Raw genomic sequence first — 20,738 nt, 5'->3', positions numbered from 1 at the left:
GAAATCGAGAATCTCTTTTTAAATTGCAAGCTTTAGATGTTTAAATAATTGAGATACAAGATCTTCCAGTGTGTATTAATAATACTTAATAAAAAGAGGTGTATCCCTTGTTCTTCACATTAGCGAAGAGAGGGACACGCCTCTTTTTAATTATTGCCACTCTAAACCGCTTGTCTTTATCCTGGAAGATTAATTACCATAGCCGGACGGACGCCGTCACGGGCTACACTGACATTCGCATAGCTGCGAATACTGTAACTCGGTCCGACAAAAAACGCACGCGAAGGTTTGTTTCCCTGTGTTCGCAGCCACCACCAAGAGCAGCCAACCTCTTCGCCGTCTTTGATTATATAGTTATCTTTATCCGTTTTATCATATACGTATAAGCTGCATCCATCATACTTTTTCATTTTAGCAAATTCCGTGCCAACCGCACGCCGTAGTTCTTTGCCGTGTAGCTCTGAGAATGCCTTTATTTCATCAACGCTAAGCAAAAAAACATTGTCCTCTGTATCTGGGGTACCCTCTCCGTTATCTGAGCAACGGGTTGTCTTTATTAATTCCTTCTCGGCAGCATTGAATGCACTGTTATAGAATTCATCGTTCAGCCACTCACGCAAATCACAGTCGTGCCACGTAATATCCACGCAATCACGCCATTTAATATCTGCGCTCTTGCCGTGATACCTCTTGCATTCCAAAATGTCCTCGCTCAAAACGAACAGTTCGCTACCTGAGTTATGGAGAACACGCCATTCAATCGGCAGCGCTTTACCATCCTTCGATTGTGAATACGTGCCGAAAGTAATGATTTCGCCTGGCTTAACGTTCCTGTTCGGCGCTAAAGCAAGCTTCCCCTTTTCCATTAAGTTCTCCTCCTTATTTACAAGCCTCCGAAAAAACAAAAAAACGCGGGTATATCACTCTCCCGCGTTAACACTGTTGACAGAATTAATCCTGCAAAATCTATTCAATATCCGGTCGTATATGCTCAGCGATTAACTGCTGCTTGCTAGTCCAGACCTTTTCACTTAAATTCACCCGATATACTTCGGGATTCAGCTTACGTTGATACTCCGGCCAGAATAGGTCCTTTTGCTCCCGATGATAACGGCGAACCTCATTCAAATCCGGCAAAGTATACACTTGAAATCCGTTAACGTATATCGGTTCTAGCATAGGCAATGCCTCATAACGCTCGACATACTTATGCATGTATGGATGCAGCGGATTAAACAGCTTCAACCGCGCACCGTTACGTGGAGCTTCCTCTTCTGGAAAGCAGATATAATCCGCAAGCGCTTTGCCATTTTTACCGATGATCCGGAATACGTCCTTCTTGCCAGGCGTGGATACTTTTTCAGGATTGGAGGAAATCTTGATCGTCGGGATCATTTCTCCAGTAGCGGATTCAATTTCCACCAGCTTGTAGACGCCACCCAGAGAGGGTTGGTCAGAGGCGGTGATTAGTTGTGTACCCACACCCCAAGTATCAATTGCTGCGCCTTGCAGCTTCAGATCCATGATCGTGTTCTCATCCAAATCGTTGGAAGCGACTATCTTCACATAATCCAGGCCAGCATCATCCAACATCTTACGCGCTTGACGGGATAGATAAGCCAAGTCACCGCTATCCAAACGGATACCGACCATTTTTTTACCTTGTGCCTCAAGCTTCTTGGCTGTATTGATTGCATTAGGCACCCCACTACGGAGTGTATCGAAGGTGTCGACCAATAGCGTAACTTCGTCCGGCATCACCTTAGCATAGGCATCAAAAGCCTCCTGCTCGCTGCCAAAGCTCTGGACCCAGGAATGTGCATGTGTTCCCTTGGTCGGAATACTAAACATTTTGCCTGCCAGCATGTTAGAAGTAGCATCAAATCCGCCAATATAGGCTGCTCTAGCCCCCCACACCGCTGCATCTGCTTCTTGCGCACGCCGGGTACCAAACTCCAGCAAGATGTCATTCGGAGCCACCTGCTTAATTCGTGAAGCCTTAGTAGCGATCAACGTCTGGTAGTTCATGAAGTTCAGAATGGCTGTCTCCACCAGCTGAGCCTCCATAATTGTCCCTTCCACACGGATTAATGGCTCATCTGGAAAAATCAAAGCGCCTTCTTTCATCGAATGAACGGTTCCCTGAAAATGAAACTGCAACAGTTCCTCCAAAAAAGCGGGAGCATAGTTTTCTTCTTGCTCAGACAAATAACGGATATCATCTTCGGTAAACCGCAAGCCGCCGATATAACCAACAATACGCTCTAAACCTGCGAACACAGCATAGCCGTTACCGAAAGGTAGCTTACGGAAATAAGCCTCAAATACAGCCTTCCGTTTATGAGTTCCATTCACCCAGTGAGCGTACATCATATTAATCTGATATTTATCAGTATGTAGCGCAAGTTCTCTTCTCAAGTCCTCATCTCCTAATATCTACGCTGCTATATGTGTATGTTCTGTTCTAGTATTATGCCTTAACAACGTCTGCTCCTAAACTTCCCCGGAAATGTTCTAACGCCCAAGTATGTCCCTTTGGATTAAAGCTGGCAACTGCATCTTCGTGCACAATAATTGCAAACCCTTTGTTATATGCATCCACTGCTGTGTGCAGTACACAAATATCTGTGCAGACCCCAATTAAATGAAGTTCAGTAATTCCACGCTCCCGCAGCTTGATTTCCAGATGAGTTCCACTAAAAGCGCTATAACGCGTTTTGTCCATCCAATAGATGGAATCGCGGTTATGCTCATACACAGATTTCAAACTTCCGAACAACTCACGTCCTTTACTCCCGCGTATATTATGAGGAGGAAAAAGTTTGCTCTCCGGGTGGTAAGGGTCATTCTCTTCATGTAAATCCACGGCCATAACGACAAAATCGCCACTTTGGACAAACTCCGACGTTAATTGGCTGATTCTAGGCTCGATATCTACGGCTGGCTGGCCAACCGGCAGATTTCCGTTAACAAAATCATTCGTAAAGTCGATCACTATTAGTGCTCTCATGAGATTAATCCCCTCTCCTGATTTAAGCCACTACGTGTAGATGGATAACAAAGGCTCATGATCTGTGAACATATAGAGCTGAGCGGGACGCTGGGAGTATTGATTTGAACTAAGCGCATTTCCCTCTTCATCTCTTACTTCTTTTAATATACCCTGACGACTACGTGTTGAAGTGATTTTACGAATAAAATTCGGTTCCTTAAATTCCGGCACTACCGTTTGAATGACTTGATAGAGCTCACTAAGGGTAAAATGTCTAGGTAAAAACTGTCTTGCGATCGTAGTCTGAAGCATTTGTTGTTGAATACGCAAGTATGCATCCTTGATGATATCATGGTGGTCAAAAGCGAGCTCCAGCTCTTCAAGTGCTTCCTGCAATGTAAATAAACCTACCTCGCCAGCATCATCCGAAGCTTGTCTTTGCTCCAACATCCATTCTTCTACAAGGGCAAAAAAAGCATGACTGATAATCCATCCGCGAGGGTCGCGGCCTGGTGTACTGTAAACGCCCAGATATTCCAAATGACCACCATCTACACCAGTCTCTTCTTTGAGTTCACGTGTAGCCGCAGCATAAATGGACTCATCCTCCTGACAGAATCCGCCTGGGAGAGCCCACATTCCAGCACATGGCCATTTCTTTCGTCTAATTAACATTACCTTAAGCTCACGTAAGGGAAGCGTCTTCGTGACCGTCTTACGTTCGCGTTTGGTCAGTGTAAACATTACGATGTCGGCCGGAACTCCGTCCGGTGTACGATATTTTTTGGCGTTATAGGTTTGTTCCCCATTTTCGCTCATATTTGCCCCATCCTTTTCCGAAGCTATAATTTTACTAATTCGTATCTTTAAATGTACCAAACCTTAACTTCTAAAATCAACAACTGGACATAGAAAGATTAGGATTATGTATAGTGTGAAACTTAAAGGGGCGGATCTGCATCCGCCCCCTAAACTGAGTGTGGGTTATCCGCATGTGGTCGGAGGCGCCTCGGTGCCGGCTTCCACATTTATTTTTTCCGAAACGGTATCTCTAATCACGGAAATGACAAGCTGGAGTAGATAATTGATGTCACTCTGGCTCTGCTGAAATTCGTTCACGACTGGAATGCCGTCAATTTCATCCTGCAACACTTCAATTTCACGCTCGATCTTGGCTACCATATCTTTATTTTTAAAGCTTTCGAAGGCGACAATCTCCTTCTGCTTTTTCTTAATCGTTGCAATCAGGCCTTGTACACGCTCGTGGTTCAGGATTTTTTGCTCAGCCTGCTGAAAATGCTTTACTTCTTCACTTGTCGAGATCAATGTAGCCAGTTCTTTGGCTTTACCCATAATATCCTCGCGTACGATCAAGTCACGGGTATTATAAGTCTTCATTCCATATTTATTCAAACGTTGTTCCTCTGTACTCACAAGCCATCTCCCCATTCGTATGTGATGATTAATGAACAGCAGCAGCTTCTGCCACAATATCCCCTTTGATGTACCATGTTTTGGTATCTGTAATTCTCACTTTTACAAATGTGCCAATAAGCTCCTTCGAACCTTCAAAATGGACCAGCTTGTTCGCACGGGAACGGCCAGAAAGGACTTCCGAGTTATTCTTACTCTCGCCTTCTACCAGTACCTCGACGACTTCACCTAGCATACGGTCATTAATGATCCGACTATTCTCTTTAATGATATCATTGAGTCTTTGCAGACGTTCGCTCTTCACTGACATCGGTACATTGTCCTCCATAGCAGCTGCAGGGGTACCTTCACGAGGTGAATAAATGAACGTATATGCCATATCATACCCAACCTCGCGCACCAGCGAAAGAGTATCTTCGAATTGCTCATCCGTCTCACCAGGGAAACCAACGATAATATCGGTACTTAATACCGCATTAGGCACACTTATCTTGATCTTACGAACTAACTCCAGATAAGCTTCACGAGTATATTTACGACTCATTTTCTTAAGTACGGCAGTACTTCCCGATTGAACCGGCAGATGGATATGCTCCACCAGGTTGCCGCCTTTGCCGAGTACTTCAATCAATTTATCGTCAAAATCACGTGGATGCGATGTCATGAAGCGGATGCGCGGGATATCAATTAAACGCATATCATCCATTAGGTCACCAAAGGTGTAATCGATGTCTGTAAAATCCTTACCGTATGCGTTTACGTTCTGCCCCAGCAAAGTCACTTCCTTGAATCCTTGACGCGCGAGCTCTCTTACTTCAGCAATGACGTCCTCCGGACGGCGGCTGCGTTCTTTTCCTCGTGTAAAAGGTACGATACAGTACGTACAGAACTTATCACAGCCATACATAATGTTTACCCAAGCCCGCATACCTTCACGTTTTTTCGGTAAGTTCTCAATAATATCGCCCTCTTTAGACCATACCTCCACCACAAGCTCTTTACTGAATACAGCTTCTTTAATGAGGTGTGGCAGACGGTGAATATTATGCGTACCGAAGATCATATCCACGAATCCATGCTTAGACATAATTCGATTAACTACGCCTTCCTCCTGCGACATGCAGCCACACACGCCCAACAAAAGACCTGGCTTCTCAATCTTCAAGTTCTTAAGGTGACCAAGCTCTCCAAACACCTTATCCTCGGCATTCTCGCGAATCGCACAAGTATTGAGCAAAATGAGATCCGCATGATTCCGATCATCGACGCTTTTGTAGCCCATCTGTTCCAACAGGCCCTTCATCGTTTCCGTGTCATGCTCATTCATTTGGCAGCCATAAGTCGTTATATGATAATATTTGTCTACTCCGAAATTCTGCATCTCTTCAGGAATCTCGAAATCATAATGCACTTCTATTTCTTCCTTGCCACGCCGTTTTCCTTCTTTATAATCAGGCTGGCTATTAATTTGAACGTTTCTTCCTTTAATCCGATAAGTAATCTTACCTTCTTCTTCACTAATTACCTTCGCATCGCTAAAATCAAAATATTTCGAATAATCTTTCGAACCCTTGCCGGATTTTAAGTCCGGTGAGTTATGGTTCCCCTTAGTCATGCTGTTTTCACGTCCTCTATCTCAAATGTAGCTTATTGATGTTTTAACCTAATATAAAATTATAGCACATTCTATAACATTCCATCCATCTTAGATGTCCATCCCAATATGCACTGATTTAGGTTTATCAAGTAAAAACTTAACTTGCGTATTTTTTTAAAAAATCAGGTCCATTTTACCACAGCGTGAGAGCAGAGCATACTCTAAAAGAAAATTTTAATAGGTCAGGATAATAGCTCTTCTAAAGACTTCCATAAAAAAAATACCCTGCCGATGAGCGACAGGGCCAAATTATATTCTATAAAGGGGGGTATGATATTTATATACGCCACAAGAACTGTAATGAATCACAGTTCTTGTCTGAATATCACTTTTTATGAAACTTGTAATAGCACGACTCTTGTTATATCCCTTTTGTACCAAGTTTCTTTGCTAATTCAGTAAGATCCTGTCCTTTTAGTGCACCTTCTACTAACTGTGGCAGCAGTGCAGGTGTACACGCAAAACAAGGCGTTCCATCGCGAGTCAAAGATCTCGCCACATGCTCATCATAGAAAGGTTTGCCTTCATCAGATAAAGCCAGCAAGCACATCGTTCTAACTCCAGATTCCTTCAGATGACGCATACGACGGATTAAGCCTGCCTGGTTCCCACCTTCATATAGATCCGAAATCACGATAAATAATGTCTTCTTCGGTTGATCGATAAACTGTTCGCAATAAGCAACAGACTTTTGTATATCTGTACCGCCACCTAACTGAATCCCGAATAACATGTCAACAGGATCGTTCGCACATTGCTCTGTCAGATCAACGACCTCTGTATCAAATACAACTACTCGGGTACTAAGCGATGGGATGCTTGCAAAAATAGAACCAACTACTGAAGCCCAAATAATTGATTCTGCCATAGAACCACTCTGATCGATATCCACAATGACTGTCCATTCCTTACTGCGTCTTGCCCGATCATAAAAGTAGAATCTCTCAGGGATAATCTGTTGTCGCTCTGCATCATAATGCTTCAGATTGCGTTTTATCGTCCGTGTCCAGTCTATACCACTAAGTGACGGTAATGGAGAATGCTCTCTGCGATTCAGTGCACCCGTCACCGCCCGACGCAGATCTTCCTCCATACGCTTTACAAGATCATCCACAACTGCCTTCACTAACAGGCGAGCCGTATCTTTTGTCTTCTCAGGAATTTTCCCTTTTAGCGAAAGCAGTGTACCTACTAGCTGTATATCAGGCTTCACTGTTGCCAGAACTTCCGGCTCAAACAATAATTGCTTCCAGCCCTTCCGCTCCATCGCATCATGTTGAATAACCGATACGATATCCTCTGGGAAGAAATTGCGAACATCTCCTAACCATTTTGCCAACCGGGGTGCAGATTTACCTGATCCCGCTCCTCTTTGTCCCGTAGCCGAAGAGTTAGCAGCACCACTATTTACGATATCGCTTGTCTCATCATAGATAGCAGCCAGTGCTTGGTCCATGATGAGTTCATCTTCAGACAGGTGAATACTTGCGTTTCCGCTAGAAACCGTCAATTGCTCTTCTGCAGACTGACCAAGAATAAGGCGCCACCGAGCTACAACACTTGAATCCACGGATGTACTCATCGTCATATATCTCCAAAGTCAAATTCATTCAAATCCTCAATCATCTTCGCTTCGGCCTCCTTCAGCTCACCCGTCAGAATCTCAGCAGCCTGCTCGGTATTCACACCCCACAACTCCCCTAGAAGTTCGGCAATCATCGTCTTTTCTCTTCGTTCAAAGGTGCTGAAAGCACGCCGTAAAAATACTAATGCACGTACAAATTCTTCATCATCTAATGAATTAATATACTCATTCAATTGTTCCCACAGACTTAATCGAGACAACAGTACATATCGATTACGCATAGACATCCCTTCGAACCAGCCTGCTCCAAGTTCTGCGGGTATACCTGGCGACAGGCGCCTCGATACTTCTTCTGAACATTGCTGTGCAGTCATCGCATTACGCTCCAATAAAATGGAACACGCCACTCCAGATAAACGCGGATTGCAGTCATCCCTCTCTGACAAGTGTTTCAGCTCTTGTATCCACAACAGCTCATCTAATTCCTCACTATGCGCAATAGCTGCCTGATTCAGTATGTTCATCGCTTTAAGCATCTCACCTGAAGCCTCATCGTTACATTGGCTCGCATCCAGCAAGAACAGACAGGCTCGTCTGAACAGTTGTTCAAGCAAAGGAATGAGCGGCTTGGTATCGATCCGTCGAACATCGCCATACTGAATCAGAAGAGATAACTCATGAATGGAAGCAGCAATCTGCACCACATCTCGAGTATCAACAGCTAGACGCTGAAGCGTCTGCCGTCCCGCTTCCATCTGGTGTATCATTCCACACTCATAAGCCGTTCGAATAAGTGCTGACGCTTCCGCAATGGTACTGCTGCCATCTAATTTTTGTTGCAATACATAAGCTGAAGCAATCTCAATTGTTTCCCCAAGTAGCGTAGATTCAACGACCTGGATCTCAACTTCAGGAGACCACTTCATTACCCAATGCTCTGCCCACGTTGCGCCAGTCTGACCACTTGCTCTTATGTTCACTAGATCGATCCCAAGTAATCTGAGCCTATGAAAAAGAAAGGAACGATTTAAGTCTAAATAAGCTGCTTCCTCAGAAGACACTCTTCGGTTCTCTCGGAGATCTAGTTCAAGATCATTTGCCACTGGGGTTTTATATTTCTCAAGCTTCAAGCGCTTTAATTGCCTATTCAGATCATCTTGAATCGGCGTCTGACTAATCCCCTCTGCCAACTCACCAATAGCAGTACCGATATCTGTACGAGCAAGCGCTTCTGCGATCACACTTAGCTCTCCACGCCCCAGTAAAGTCAGCGCAGCATCTCTTAGATCTCTTAACGTCGGAGCACTTCCACCGTGAAGGGCAGCTAATGATTCAGCTAAGCGAACGGCTTCGATAATTTCCGCTGTGGAACGGTGTGTCCCTGTATTACGCAAGTATCTGGCTACGGTAGACAGATAATGATTCGGCAAGTCTTCAAGTGAGCCATTCATCATACGTTCCCACATCATTTGATAATAATGAGGAGCGAGGTTACCTGCTCCGTAACCAGACAAAGAAGATAACTTATAGTACGTGTAGGGCATAAGTGTTAGCTTCGAATTTAGAGAAGGAAGAGCATCTATTTCCTCATCTGACATACCAGATGCCAGATCAGCAAGCGCCGCTGCATGGTATGCTCCACATACAACAACGATCTTATTTGGTTGATGGCCTGCAGCGATTGTATCCTGAATCTGACGACGCATATAAGCTTCACGTATCGTATTGTGTGCATATTCTATTACGTTGTTATGTCTCTCATTTTCTTCAGAAATCTGACGCATTTGGGATGAGAAAGAAATAATTGCTTCCTGATATGCACCTTTGTTAGTGTTGTGTTCGAAATTGCGCTCCCAATACATATCATAATCAAGCTCACCAGCCAGCTCAGCTACTCTATCATATAGAGATGCTTCTTCAGGAGCCTTCTCAACTGTATTGTTAACTTCAGATTCATCGCTCTGTTCAACAGAATCTCTACTTTTGGTTCGTATATCCTGTAACGCGATGACCACTGATGAAGGTAAATCTATAAAAGCTGTATAAGCCCCTTGCTGCTCCGCCCATCTCATCGCTTGATATTCGGGGGAATATAGCGCAAGCGGCCAAAGGGCTGTACGCACAGGAACTTCCTCCGTAAAAGCTAGAATGGCAATAGGAGGTTTGGTTGTCATGTTGATGACATGGCGAATCTCAGGTGTGGCATCCGATGGACCCTCAATTAACACAGCTGTGGGCTCTATTTCATGAAGGAAGCTCAATAGATGCTGCGCACCACCAGGAGACAAATGCCGCACCCCAAAAATATGCACGCCAGCTCCAGTAGTTTCGCTCTCCACTAGTTCATCTCCTTACAAGCCGTATATAACCCCCGCCAATCTGCGCCACGTTTTTTCATAATATTGTCGAGATACTCTCTCCAGACAAGTTGATCCTTATCATCATCTTTCACAATGGCACCTTGCAGCCCTGCGGCCAGATCTTCGTCCGTCAGTTCTCCATTACCGAAGCTTGCAGCCAGCGCCATACTATTCGTTAAGAGCGAGATCGCTTCAGCTGTGGAAATCACACCTGCTGGAGACTTCACCTTCTCCTTCTTATCCAATGTCATCCCGCTACGCAACTCACGGAAGATGGTCACGACCTTATGTAAAGCTTCGTCTGCAGGGAGCGACGCTTGCAAATCGTAGGAAGAGGCAATTTCACGAACTCGTTTCTTCACTATCTCAACTTCAGTATACAAATCCGCAGGGGCTGGAAGGACGATAATATTAAATCGTCTCTTCAAGGCAGTTGACATGTCATTTACTCCACGGTCTCTCGTATTAGCTGTTGCAATGATCGAGAAGCCTTTGCGCGCACTCATCTCCTTACCTAGCTCAGGAACGGATATCGTCTTCTCCGATAAGATGGATATCAACGCATCCTGTACCTCAGATGCACAACGAGATATCTCCTCAAAACGTGCAATGCCCCCATCCTCCATCGCTCGCATAATAGGGCTCTTCACTAGCGCTTCCGGCGTAGGGCCTTGTGCAAGCAGCATTGCGTAGTTCCACGAATAGCGCACCTGCTCTTCACTCGTACCCGCAGTACCTTGTACGACAAGTCCTGATTGTCCATATATAGCAGCTGATAAATTCTCAGATAACCATGACTTTGCTGTACCCGGCTCACCGATTAATAGCAGTGCACGATCAGTTACCAGTGTGGCTATCGCCATCTCTATTAATCGTTTATTACCAATGTACTTAGGTGTAATCTCGGTACTCCCTGCTTTACCACCAACGATAAACTTCAGTACTGATTGGGGCGACATCTGCCATCCTGCTGGAACCTTACCAGTGTCCGCTTTACGAAGCGCTTCCAACTCATGCTCATACAGTCTTTCTGCTGGAAGCCTCATAATATCTTGTAATAGTTCTTGACTCATCGTTAGCTACACCTCTTCATTTGGGTTTGATGGTCCTTGCATGAGACGAATGACATACTCAAGTTGTTCTTCTGCAACCTCACTAAATCGAGGTAGAACAGTTATTATTCGACTCGCAAAACTCGCTGGAAGCTGACATAGCTGTTCAAATGTATACGGTTCAATTAATCGACATTCTGTATTTCTATCATCTTCCAAAGCCACTAGGAGAGCTTCTTGCAAATGTTGTTTATTTATCCCTGTACGTGCTAAGCCCATCAAGAGAATATTGGAAAACCGATGGCGGAATTCAGGATTATCGGTCAATTTACGAAGTAAATACTGCATTGCTTCGGCATGTCCCGGCCTTGCAAAGGCACTGACCAGTTCGTATTGATCCAGCTCTATAAAAGCATCAAGCCACCGTGAATCCCATTGAAGAGCCAGTACCTCGGGCGGCTGCATTTCGATCTTATACATATATTGAATCTGGTCTACAGGTGAATTCCAAACTGCATCATAAGTCCCATGATATCGTTGAACTACAACTTCAGATATGGTGCGTAGCAGTTGCTGCGCCATTGAAGAAGCATGGCTAGTTGAAGATGGCGCATAATGCTTTAGAACTTCAACATATTGTTCATACACACGCTCTGGTGACAAGTAGAGATACGCATCTTTAAAAACATCATTCACATATCTTCTATTGTTTCTATAGTAGACAAGATCACGCTCAAGTGTTTGCTGTAATATACGTCTCGCTTCGATAGAATCTATCTGTCTAAAATAGGAGTTTGCTTCCTCGATCAATGAATTCCACTTTAGCTGATTCATATATAATGGATACTGCTCGAGAACATTAAAATATAGTTTCTCTAGTTCAGGACTGCGTTTGTAAGATAAAACCCGAAGATACTGGACTACCTTATTCCATAATCCGTCTTTCTTCTTCGTATCGCCCATAATCTCTGAGACAGTTTGAAGCATATCTGATAACTCTACAACAAGTCGTTTTGTGAGCTCTTGGGCTTGACATTGTCTCAATGCAGGAACTACAAGTTCACTATCTTTTCCCGTAAATGCCTCATGCAGCCGGTTCACCGCATTTACCGAGTCGCTCTTAGCCAGCGCATTATAGGCAGCTTCGCGAATCTTTTTCTTCTTATCTGTACTCCAAGCCAGTAATTCGATTTCATATTGTCCCTGACCTGCGAGCAGAGAAATAGCCATGGCTCGAACATCTTCTGATCCTGAATCTGCAGCTTGATAGATCAGATCCTGAACGCTATCACCACCTAATACTGCGATCACGTACAGCTTTCTCGTCTCTACTATTCCTCCAGCAGGATCAAATTGATCGATAAGGATCGGAATAATCTGAGGCCCATAAGCTGGCAGGATCTGCTTCATTACAAGCTCGGCGATCTCAACATATGGATCTTGGAGGGCTGCTAACGCGGGATGAATCATTCGAAGATCTTGAAACAATCCTGTCTCAAAAGCTTCCTTGATAATCTCATATCGTCCTCCTCCGCGAGTCTTTAATGCCGTCTGTACCGCTGACAGCTTACGATATGAGAACCGAGTAGGCAATCTCACCGGATGGACTTCCACCTCAAGCAGTTCACCATCAGGCGAAGTCGCCCCCTGTGTATATAGTACCGAGCTAAGCAGCACACTGAGCTCCTGTAGGTTCTGAGCAGAGGAAGATCCCTCGGAATGATCTGGTTCAATGACCGCAACGATTCCCTCTCCTAACCTTTTGAATATGGGAGCACGTTCGCCTAACTGTTGAAACTGTGGTAATAGCCGCTTTAAGCGGAAATCCTCAGCAGCGAGCTCACTTCCAGCTATATACAGCCGGTTTACTTCTTGATGAAGCTCTTGTAGTAAAGCTGTACTCATGGATATTCCTCCCAAAGTTTATGTGAAACTTATGCTTTCTTAATTTTTTTAATATAAGAGACGGATCATCTCCATCCCTTTGATAAGGGTTAACGGTTGTGCTTTCAATCGTCCTGTATCGAGTTGATGTTCAAACATAAGCAGCATCGTAGTATCCGATAATTCTTCGAGTGTAAAGTATTGTAACAGTGCAAGTGTATCCTGCTCGAGTGCTACTATTTGGTCTAACACCAAATGCTGGCCCGATTCGTCCGTAATGACGAACTGATCTTGCTGCGATTTGCTAATCTTATTCACATGCAGCAGCAACACAGGATTCTTGTCCGCTAGCGGATTCTTCAACTGATTTTTTATCTGCTTGAAGCAGTCGGAATAAGAATGAACTGCCTTAGAAACGATCCACTCTACATCCTGATTAGTCAGAGGCCGTGTTGACATATTCTCGAAACGAACTCTCCGGTTCCGGTCACCAGGATAACGATAGAAGGAAGGAATAAGTGCAACATCAGTGAAGCTATCTTCTTCATGAATATACTTAGCTGCTTTATAAGGACGATATTGGAGCGTACGATGTATATCACCTGTAGATTTTTCTATCCAGTAGCCGAGGTCTACAAATTCCTGTCTGGCTTCATCATCATAGCTTAGGAATGAAAGCTGGATCAGCTCTACATCCGAGCTCATCAGACCGCATTCCTTAAGCTCCGTTAGCTGCCAAGCATGACCAAGCCATTCTTCAATCGTAGATTCATGATTCAAAGACATATCCGGATCTTCCAGCTTCATTGTTAGATGAGCGCGCCCTTTCTTAATGAACGCATGAATTCGGGTTAGCTGCTCTATTGCTAATGAATAAGTTTTCTCACGATTGTCAGAAGAAGAGAGCAATAAAGCTAATCGTCTTAATTCAATTTGTGCACCAGTTAAATAATAATTGCCCATCATCTTCACGTGCACCTGAATATCCTTTACACCTTTGGCGTCTATTGTTCCAAGTCCTGCACGTATAAGCGATTGGGTCAATTTCTCCAGTACAGCCAAGCCCTCCAGTTGAGCTCCAATCTTTTTCTTAAGTGCGGACTTGTTCACTTTCTTGGGCTTAACATTAGCCCCTTCCGCAGCAAGCTCAGATTTTCGTTCTTCACGCTTACTCATCTTTTCTCGTTTAACAGCAAGATCTTCAGGTATCGTTGCAGATACGAAAGTCTCCTTGCCTACATAGGCATATAGCAATCCGAGGACATGCTTACAAGGAATCTGCCTACTTGGACAAGTACAACGCATCACCGGTTTGTCAGAAACAACAAAATCAGCAGAAGGATAATAGTTGCTGCTACCGCTACCACCACATTCACCAAACAGAACCACGCCGTCTTCCGACTGATTCAATTGGACGAATCGTCTCTTCTTCACTAGTCCTTGCCCGTTCTTAATTGCTGCACTGTTCGGTGCTAGAGTATCTATGAAGACTTCTGTGATATCTATCAACCCATATCCTCCTTACCTATTACGCTTTTTAATATCTATGATAATATTAGCCCTTAATGAAAATTATTCTAAAAACAGAGCTGTCCATAACCCGCTGTTCTTTCCCTTTAGTATAGAGTTTTTGTCGATTCAGCCGTGAATGGAATGATCTCGTCTATTGCTCCACTTTGAACTTTGGCAGGCCAAGCCGGATCGCTTATTAATGCTCTGCCCACAGCAACCAAATCAAATTCCTCACGGTCCATTCTTTCTAGTAATTCATTAATGTTATCTTCTGTCTTCTGAGCTGAGTCTTCTGCAAAAAAATCACTGTGAAGACCGATAGAACCCACCGTAATTGATGGTTTCCCCGTGATTTTCTTGGTCCACCCTGCGAGATTAAGCTCAGATCCCTCAAATTCAGGTTGGCTGAAGCGACGAGTGGAGCAGTGGAAAATATCAACGCCAGCATCGCTAAGTGGAGTAAGGAATCTTTCGAGCTCATCTGCATTTTTTGCCAGCTTCTCATCATAGGCACCCAATTTCCATTGAGAGAAGCGTAGCACGATCGGAAAATCTGGCCCAACCGCTTTACGGCAAGCTTCAATAACCTCTACTGCAAATGTAGTTCTACCAACCAAATCGCCACCGTAACGATCGGTACGTTTGTTCGTTCCTTCCCAGAAGAACTGGTCTATCAGATAACCATGTGCACCATGAATCTCGATACCATCAAAACCCACTTTTTTCGCGTTCGCTGCTGCTTGAGCAAATGCTGAAACTAAGCTTTCAACTTCAGCAGTAGTCAGTGGCTCTGTCACAGGTTCTCCTGCTAAATTCAGACCAGAAGGGCCAATAGGAAGGGCTTCAACATTTGGACCTTCCCCTATAGTTCGCGCCATTCCCACATGCCATAATTGAGGGATGATCTTACTTCCAGCTGCGTGAACTTCTTCTACTACCTGCTTCCAGCCCTCTAAAGCTGCTTCTTCATGTATATTGGGAATATTGGCGTGGCTGACTGCCGAAGGATGATTAATAGCTGTACCCTCGGTAACGATCAATCCTACTCCACCTTCTGCCCGTCTACGGTAATATGCGGCAACATTACTTCCTGGTACACCATCCGGTGAGTATACACGAGTCATCGGCGCCATGACGATTCGGTTTGACAGCGAAAGATTCCCCACTTGAATAGATGAAAATAATAGCTCAGTGTTCATACATATTACCTCCAATTGATTATTTGATTACTTTAAGTAAGGCTAATTATCTCCCCAGAAGATGGAAAATGCAAATTTTTAAGATCTTTGTGTAAGAAAAAATCATAAAAAAAACCGGACCTCGCAAAATCTGCGAACGCCCGGTTTTCATCCCATTACGAACTTTTTAAACCTCAAGAATACCAGCTTTTGGAGTTACTCCAAACGCCTTAGCTAAATCCCACAGTTGCTGATCCGTGATCTTTTGCTTAATTTCTCTTCCGCCAATCAAGTTGTAGATCGTAGCAGCCTTTTCTACAGTCTCAACTAGACCAAAGGTGGCATCCATAGTGGAGCCAGTGCCAAAAATCCCGTGCTGCGGCCAGATGACCAGGCGGTGATCCTTCATTTTCTTCGCGGTTTCGCGGCCGATTTCACTGCTGCCAGGAACAATCCATGGAATGACACTAACGCCATCCGGGAAAACAACAAGGCACTCTGTGCACATTTCCCAAAGCGTCTTCGTGAACTTCAATTCATCCAGATCATGCGTGAAGGTCATCGCGATAACATTCGTAGCGTGTGTATGCAATACGATACGGTGCGTAGGGTCCACCTTCAGTCGCTCAATATGGCTCATGAAATGGGAAGCCAATTCACTAGTAGGTACAGCGCCGTTCCGTAATCCCCATAACACTTCTACGCTTTCACCATTGGCACTAACACGAAGCACACCGAGATTAGCTTCCGGATCTTTGATCACATTTCTGAAATACTTGCCAGAACCTGTCACGATGAAGTATTTGCCGGCTAATTCTTTTACAGGGAAGGTAAGTTTAATGGTGCGTAGTGGCTCTAGAACGTTAATATATTTAGCAACCTCATTCTCATCCAGCAGATAGCTGACATTACCGCCATTCAGCTCATCCCAGCCAAGCTCCCACATATGACGGGTAATCTCTGACATTTCCTGAATAAATGGAGCCTCACTACTGGCAATATACCCTTTGGATTCTAAAACAGATGTACTCATTGTCAATCTCTCCTTTGTATATGTTGCTCTCCACATCCACTCTAACACTCTATCTTGCAGACAGAACTTCCTGCTCATAACGCTTCACTTCAGCCAGCCATTGCTCACGAACGGGTGTATCTTGCGATGCACAATAATAATCCCACACGGCTCCAAACGGATACGATTTGAATTCTTCCACCAACGCTAGTCGTGAAGTGTAATCACCAAGCCGCTCGATTCGCTTCAATTCTTCCACCGGTTCGAGCATTGCGCGAAGTAACGCCTTAATGGTATTACGTGTACCAATCACCCAAGCAGCGATATGATTAATACTGCCATCAAAGAAATCAAGTCCGACATTCGTTCGGGAGAGTAAATCCCCACGTACCAATTCACGGGCGATTTCTAGCAGCTCGTCATCCATAGTTACAACGTGGTCACTGTCCCAACGGACGGGTCTGCTTACATGCAGCAGCAGCTGCTCACTAAACATAAGAATCGAAGATAGCTTATTTGAGATCATCTCAGTAGGATGGAAATGTCCGGCATCCAAACAGATGGCTTTGCCGCGAGTTAAACCATAGCCCATATAGAACTCATGTGAACCAACCACATAACTCTCAGAACCGATTCCGAACAATTTACTTTCTACAGCATCAATATTATAAAGAGGATTTATTTCCACACTAAAAATCTCATCCAGTGACTCCTTTAACCGCACTCTTGGACCTAAACGATCGACTGGTGTATCTTTATATCCGTCTGGTACCCAAAAGTTAGTCACGCACGGTTGACCCAGTTCTTTACCAAAATGCTCGGCAATCGTCCGAGAAGCCTTACAATGCTTAATCCAGAAGTTACGAATCTCATCGTCCGAGTGACTTAGCGTAAAACCGTCTGCAGCTTTAGGATGTGAGAAGCAAGTAGGATTAAAATCAAGACCCAGCCCCTGCTCCTTCGCCCAGTCTACCCAAGATTGGAAATGGCGTGGCTCCAATTCATCTAAATCAACTTTTTCATCTGTATCTGCATAGATCGCATGTAAATTTACTTTATGCTTGCCTGGAATGAGGGATAGTGCCTTTTCTAAATCTTGGCGCAATTGATCTGGCGTGCCAGCTCGACCGGGATAACTTCCTGTTACTGCTATTCCCCCGCTTAGTTCTTTATCTTTAAAAAGAAACCCTTGTACATCATCGCCCTGCCAGCAATGGATGGAAATCTTAATTTGCGCGAGCCGCTCCAGCACTTTCTCCACATCAATCCCATGGGCTGCGTATAATTTTTTGGCTTCATTATAGCTAGTGATAATACTCTGATCCATGCTGTAGTTCCTCCTAAAATCATATAGCGTAAGTTTAATTAGATTTGATGTTGTATTTTGGACAACTGAAGCTCTTTCCAGCGAATTAGAATGTCTTCAAGATGGGCGGTCGGGCGCGGTGTATACGCCTTTATCTCAAATGATTCGGCGATAATATCTCTTGCTTCATTAATATCAGTTATGCTTCCCGTGCTAATCATCTGCACCACTATATTACCAAGTGCTGTGGATTCCGTTGGGCCAGCCTTAACTTCTCTGCCTATAACATCAGCAGTCAGTTGGCATAACAGGCTGTTGTTAGCACCTCCACCCACAATTTGCAGAACCTCAATTCGGCTTTCTAATAGTTCTTCTAGTTCTTCCAAGTAAGTAAGGTACGATAATGCTAAGCTGTCAAAAATACAGCGAGCCAACTGACCTGGCGTCTCAGGAACAGGCTGCCCGCTCTCTGCGCAGGCATTACGAATCTCTTCTATCATATTTGAAGGATTGAGAAATCTCGGGTCATTACAAGAGATCAGGCTTCGGAAACCTTCCTCTCCCTCTGCAAGCTCGGCTAGCTCCGCAAAGCTATATCGTTCGTTCATCAACCTGCGAACCTCTTGGATGAGCCATAGGCCCATAATATTTTTGAGGAATCTGTAGGTTCCGTATGCGCCCCACTCATTGGTATAGTTGGCCTCCATGGCTTTCATAGAATTAAGAGGCTGAGTTCGTTCCACACCGAGTAAAGACCATGTTCCGCTGCTAATATACGCCGAGTTCTTTTGGAGAGGAGCACCCAGCACTGCAGAAGCTGTATCATGTGTGGCTACACAGATCAGTTGGCAATCCGGAAGATCATATTCCTGAATTAGTGCTTCATCGAGGGGGCCAATAATTACTCCAGGTTCAGTCAATATAGCGAATTGATCTCTTTTAATATTCAGAAAATCCAACAGGTCATCGTCGAAATCTCGACTCTCTAGATTCAATAACTGAGTTGAAGATGCGTTAGTAACCTCATTGATCTTGCGACCCGTTAATCTGTAATACAGATAATCAGGCACGAGTAAGATTTGATCCGCTTTGGCTATTTCTTCTTCACTGTGAACATAAAGCTGATACAACGTATTAAAAGATAACTGTTGAATACCCGTCTTTTCATATATAGTTTGAGGAGAAATATGCTTAGCTACCTCATCCATAGCCTTATCAGTCCTACGATCACGATAAGCGTAAACCTCTTGAATACGGGTTCCCTCTGCATCCACAAGAACATAATCTACAGCCCATGTATCTATCCCCAGCGTACACGCTGTAATGCCTTGCTTCTTGGCTTTCTGAAGCCCTATAATAATCTGCTCGAATAAATAATCTATGTCCCAGAAACAAGAATCCTCTTGTTCTATAAAACGATTTCTAAACCGATGAAGCTCCTCTAAGGTGAGGACGCCCTCTTGCAGTATTCCGCGTACTAACCGCCCACTAGAGGCACCAATATCAACGGCGATATGATTATTCATAAAGAATCTCCTAAAGAAAGGGATGAGTTATAGTATTTTTTTGAATAGTGCAATGACTTCTTCTTTCGTAGGAATAAAAGGATTACCCGGTGCACAAGCGTCCTTCATGGAGTTCTCTGCTAAAAGATCAAGATCGACCTCACCTACTCCAAGTTCGGATAGTTTAGATGGAATGCCTACTTCTTTAGACAACGCCTTGATCGACTCAATTACGAAGTCCGCGCATTCCTTATCAGTTTGACTCTCAACGTTTAACCCCATCGCTTTAGCAATAGCCCTGAATTTCTCAGGCACATATTTGGCATTCTCTTCTTCCACATATGGGAGTAGCATTGCGTTACATACGCCATGTGGCAGATCATAGACACCGCCAAGCTGATGCGCCATCGCGTGCACATAACCAAGCCCTGCATTATTGAAGGCAAGTCCGCCTAGGAAAATCGCATACACCATTTGCTCACGAGCCTCAATATCATGGCCATTCTTCACGGTACGGGCCAAGTTAGCGAAAATAATCTCCACTGCGGCTAGTGCCGTAGCGTCAGTTACCGGATATGCTCCTGGCGTTACTAGTGCCTCAATTGCATGCGTCAAAGCGTCCATTCCTGTTGCTGCCGTAAGTGCAGCGGGTTTATCTACCATAAGCTCTGGATCGTTAACTGAGATTGTAGCAATACTGTTCTTATCCACCATTACCATCTTCACTTTGCGTTCTTCGTCTGTGATTACATAGTTAATAGTGACCTCAGCTGAAGTCCCTGCGGTGGTATTCACAGCAACGATCGGCAGCGATTTATGTTTCGACTTGTGTACGCCCTCATATTCTTTGATGTGACCGCCATTTGTGGCAAGGATACCAATGGCTTTAGCAGTATCCTGTGGCGACCCACCACCGATGGAGACCAGATAGTCACAATTCTGTGATTTGAGATAATCCACGCCATCGTGGACATTTTTACAGGTTGGATTGGGCTTCACTTCATCATAAATGGCATATTCAATACCCGCTTCATCCAAGACTGTCAGCAATTTACCGGCTATGCCGCTCTTCATAAGGAACTTGTCTGTGACTACTAGAGCCTTCTTTAAATTCAGTTCTTGAATATAAAGACCAATTTCCTGCAAGCATCCCTTGCCCATAATATTGATCGAAGGAACGTAATACACATGCGTACTCATTGCTTGACCAGCCTCCTAATGAGTTCAATAATCGTTGTATTCCGTCTGCTGCGCCTCAGGC

General features: G+C 44.3%; 16 protein-coding genes. All 16 read right to left on the bottom strand.

Annotation, left to right across the window (positions count from 1 at the left end; translation table 11 throughout):
* Positions 1-176: 176 nt before the first annotated feature.
* The 16 genes from NSQ29_RS09760 to NSQ29_RS09685 all read right to left on the bottom strand — a co-directional run bounded on the left by NSQ29_RS09760 (position 177) and on the right by NSQ29_RS09685 (position 20,677).
* A complete protein-coding gene (locus NSQ29_RS09760; RefSeq protein ID WP_339796265.1) occupies positions 177-866 on the bottom strand; it encodes a DUF6273 domain-containing protein in 690 nt (229 codons plus the stop codon).
* Positions 867-966: 100 nt separating this feature from the next.
* Positions 967-2,418: a nicotinate phosphoribosyltransferase gene (locus NSQ29_RS09755; RefSeq protein ID WP_076283476.1), complete on the bottom strand. Its 1,452-nt coding sequence runs from the start codon at positions 2,416-2,418 to the stop codon at positions 967-969.
* Between the two features lie 52 nt (positions 2,419-2,470).
* Complete coding sequence (locus NSQ29_RS09750; protein WP_341124924.1) at positions 2,471-3,010, bottom strand: cysteine hydrolase family protein; 540 nt, start codon at positions 3,008-3,010, stop codon at positions 2,471-2,473.
* Positions 3,011-3,040: 30 nt separating this feature from the next.
* Positions 3,041-3,811 carry an NUDIX domain-containing protein gene (locus tag NSQ29_RS09745; RefSeq protein ID WP_042128449.1) on the bottom strand — a complete coding sequence of 257 codons (771 nt, stop codon included), beginning with the start codon at positions 3,809-3,811 and terminating at the stop codon, positions 3,041-3,043.
* A gap of 165 nt (positions 3,812-3,976) precedes the next feature.
* Positions 3,977-4,441 (bottom strand): RicAFT regulatory complex protein RicA family protein, encoded by a 465-nt coding sequence (locus NSQ29_RS09740; protein ID WP_445667671.1) that lies wholly within the window; start codon positions 4,439-4,441, stop codon positions 3,977-3,979.
* A 13-nt stretch (positions 4,442-4,454) separates the two neighbouring features.
* The gene (gene miaB / locus NSQ29_RS09735) at positions 4,455-6,041 is read right to left on the bottom strand and encodes a tRNA (N6-isopentenyl adenosine(37)-C2)-methylthiotransferase MiaB (protein WP_340970439.1); all 1,587 of its coding nucleotides are present in this window, start codon (positions 6,039-6,041) and stop codon (positions 4,455-4,457) included.
* Positions 6,042-6,444: 403 nt separating this feature from the next.
* Positions 6,445-7,665, bottom strand: coding sequence for a VWA domain-containing protein (locus NSQ29_RS09730; RefSeq protein ID WP_076283474.1), 1,221 nt, complete (start codon positions 7,663-7,665; stop codon positions 6,445-6,447).
* Positions 7,666-7,667: 2 nt separating this feature from the next.
* Positions 7,668-10,007, bottom strand: coding sequence for a DUF5682 family protein (locus NSQ29_RS09725; RefSeq protein ID WP_076283473.1), 2,340 nt, complete (start codon positions 10,005-10,007; stop codon positions 7,668-7,670).
* A complete protein-coding gene (locus NSQ29_RS09720; protein WP_339265173.1) occupies positions 10,007-11,101 on the bottom strand; it encodes an ATP-binding protein in 1,095 nt (364 codons plus the stop codon). Before NSQ29_RS09720 ends, NSQ29_RS09725 begins: the two co-directional genes overlap by 1 nt.
* Positions 11,102-11,107: 6 nt before the next feature.
* Positions 11,108-12,985, bottom strand: coding sequence for a HEAT repeat domain-containing protein (locus NSQ29_RS09715; protein WP_341124923.1), 1,878 nt, complete (start codon positions 12,983-12,985; stop codon positions 11,108-11,110).
* A 48-nt stretch (positions 12,986-13,033) separates the two neighbouring features.
* Positions 13,034-14,473 carry an SWIM zinc finger family protein gene (locus tag NSQ29_RS09710; RefSeq protein WP_341124922.1) on the bottom strand — a complete coding sequence of 480 codons (1,440 nt, stop codon included), beginning with the start codon at positions 14,471-14,473 and terminating at the stop codon, positions 13,034-13,036.
* Between the two features lie 107 nt (positions 14,474-14,580).
* The gene (locus tag NSQ29_RS09705; protein ID WP_341124921.1) at positions 14,581-15,675 is read right to left on the bottom strand and encodes an NADH:flavin oxidoreductase; all 1,095 of its coding nucleotides are present in this window, start codon (positions 15,673-15,675) and stop codon (positions 14,581-14,583) included.
* 166 nt (positions 15,676-15,841) lie between these two features.
* Positions 15,842-16,687 (bottom strand): rhamnulose-1-phosphate aldolase, encoded by an 846-nt coding sequence (gene rhaD / locus NSQ29_RS09700; RefSeq protein WP_042128469.1) that lies wholly within the window; start codon positions 16,685-16,687, stop codon positions 15,842-15,844.
* A gap of 49 nt (positions 16,688-16,736) precedes the next feature.
* Positions 16,737-17,993 carry an L-rhamnose isomerase gene (gene rhaA, locus NSQ29_RS09695; RefSeq protein ID WP_341124920.1) on the bottom strand — a complete coding sequence of 419 codons (1,257 nt, stop codon included), beginning with the start codon at positions 17,991-17,993 and terminating at the stop codon, positions 16,737-16,739.
* A gap of 38 nt (positions 17,994-18,031) precedes the next feature.
* Complete coding sequence (gene rhaB, locus NSQ29_RS09690) at positions 18,032-19,498, bottom strand: rhamnulokinase (RefSeq protein ID WP_341124919.1); 1,467 nt, start codon at positions 19,496-19,498, stop codon at positions 18,032-18,034.
* 27 nt (positions 19,499-19,525) lie between these two features.
* The gene (locus NSQ29_RS09685) at positions 19,526-20,677 is read right to left on the bottom strand and encodes an iron-containing alcohol dehydrogenase (protein ID WP_341124918.1); all 1,152 of its coding nucleotides are present in this window, start codon (positions 20,675-20,677) and stop codon (positions 19,526-19,528) included.
* Positions 20,678-20,738: the final 61 nt, after the last annotated feature.

It is taken from the genome of Paenibacillus sp. FSL F4-0236, from assembly GCF_038000135.1.
GTDB lineage: Bacteria > Bacillota > Bacilli > Paenibacillales > Paenibacillaceae > Paenibacillus_AQ.
This window is presented reverse-complemented; position numbering and strand designations above follow the sequence as displayed.

Excerpts from the sequence above, each read along its gene's own strand:
- NSQ29_RS09745 (WP_042128449.1), bottom strand. The coding sequence starts at position 3,811 with ATGAGCGAAAATGGGGAACAAACCTATAACGCCAAAAAATATCGTACA.
- NSQ29_RS09715 (WP_341124923.1), bottom strand. The coding sequence starts at position 12,985 with ATGAGTACAGCTTTACTACAAGAGCTTCATCAAGAAGTAAACCGGCTG.
- miaB (WP_340970439.1), bottom strand. The coding sequence starts at position 6,041 with ATGACTAAGGGGAACCATAACTCACCGGACTTAAAATCCGGCAAGGGT.
- NSQ29_RS09760 (WP_339796265.1), bottom strand. The coding sequence starts at position 866 with ATGGAAAAGGGGAAGCTTGCTTTAGCGCCGAACAGGAACGTTAAGCCA.
- NSQ29_RS09705 (WP_341124921.1), bottom strand. The coding sequence starts at position 15,675 with ATGAACACTGAGCTATTATTTTCATCTATTCAAGTGGGGAATCTTTCG.
- NSQ29_RS09720 (WP_339265173.1), bottom strand. The coding sequence starts at position 11,101 with ATGAGTCAAGAACTATTACAAGATATTATGAGGCTTCCAGCAGAAAGA.
- rhaA (WP_341124920.1), bottom strand. The coding sequence starts at position 17,993 with ATGGATCAGAGTATTATCACTAGCTATAATGAAGCCAAAAAATTATAC.
- NSQ29_RS09685 (WP_341124918.1), bottom strand. The coding sequence starts at position 20,677 with ATGAGTACGCATGTGTATTACGTTCCTTCGATCAATATTATGGGCAAG.
- rhaB (WP_341124919.1), bottom strand. The coding sequence starts at position 19,498 with ATGAATAATCATATCGCCGTTGATATTGGTGCCTCTAGTGGGCGGTTA.
- NSQ29_RS09750 (WP_341124924.1), bottom strand. The coding sequence starts at position 3,010 with ATGAGAGCACTAATAGTGATCGACTTTACGAATGATTTTGTTAACGGA.
- NSQ29_RS09740 (WP_445667671.1), bottom strand. The coding sequence starts at position 4,441 with ATGGGGAGATGGCTTGTGAGTACAGAGGAACAACGTTTGAATAAATAT.
- NSQ29_RS09730 (WP_076283474.1), bottom strand. The coding sequence starts at position 7,665 with ATGAGTACATCCGTGGATTCAAGTGTTGTAGCTCGGTGGCGCCTTATT.
- rhaD (WP_042128469.1), bottom strand. The coding sequence starts at position 16,687 with ATGAGTACATCTGTTTTAGAATCCAAAGGGTATATTGCCAGTAGTGAG.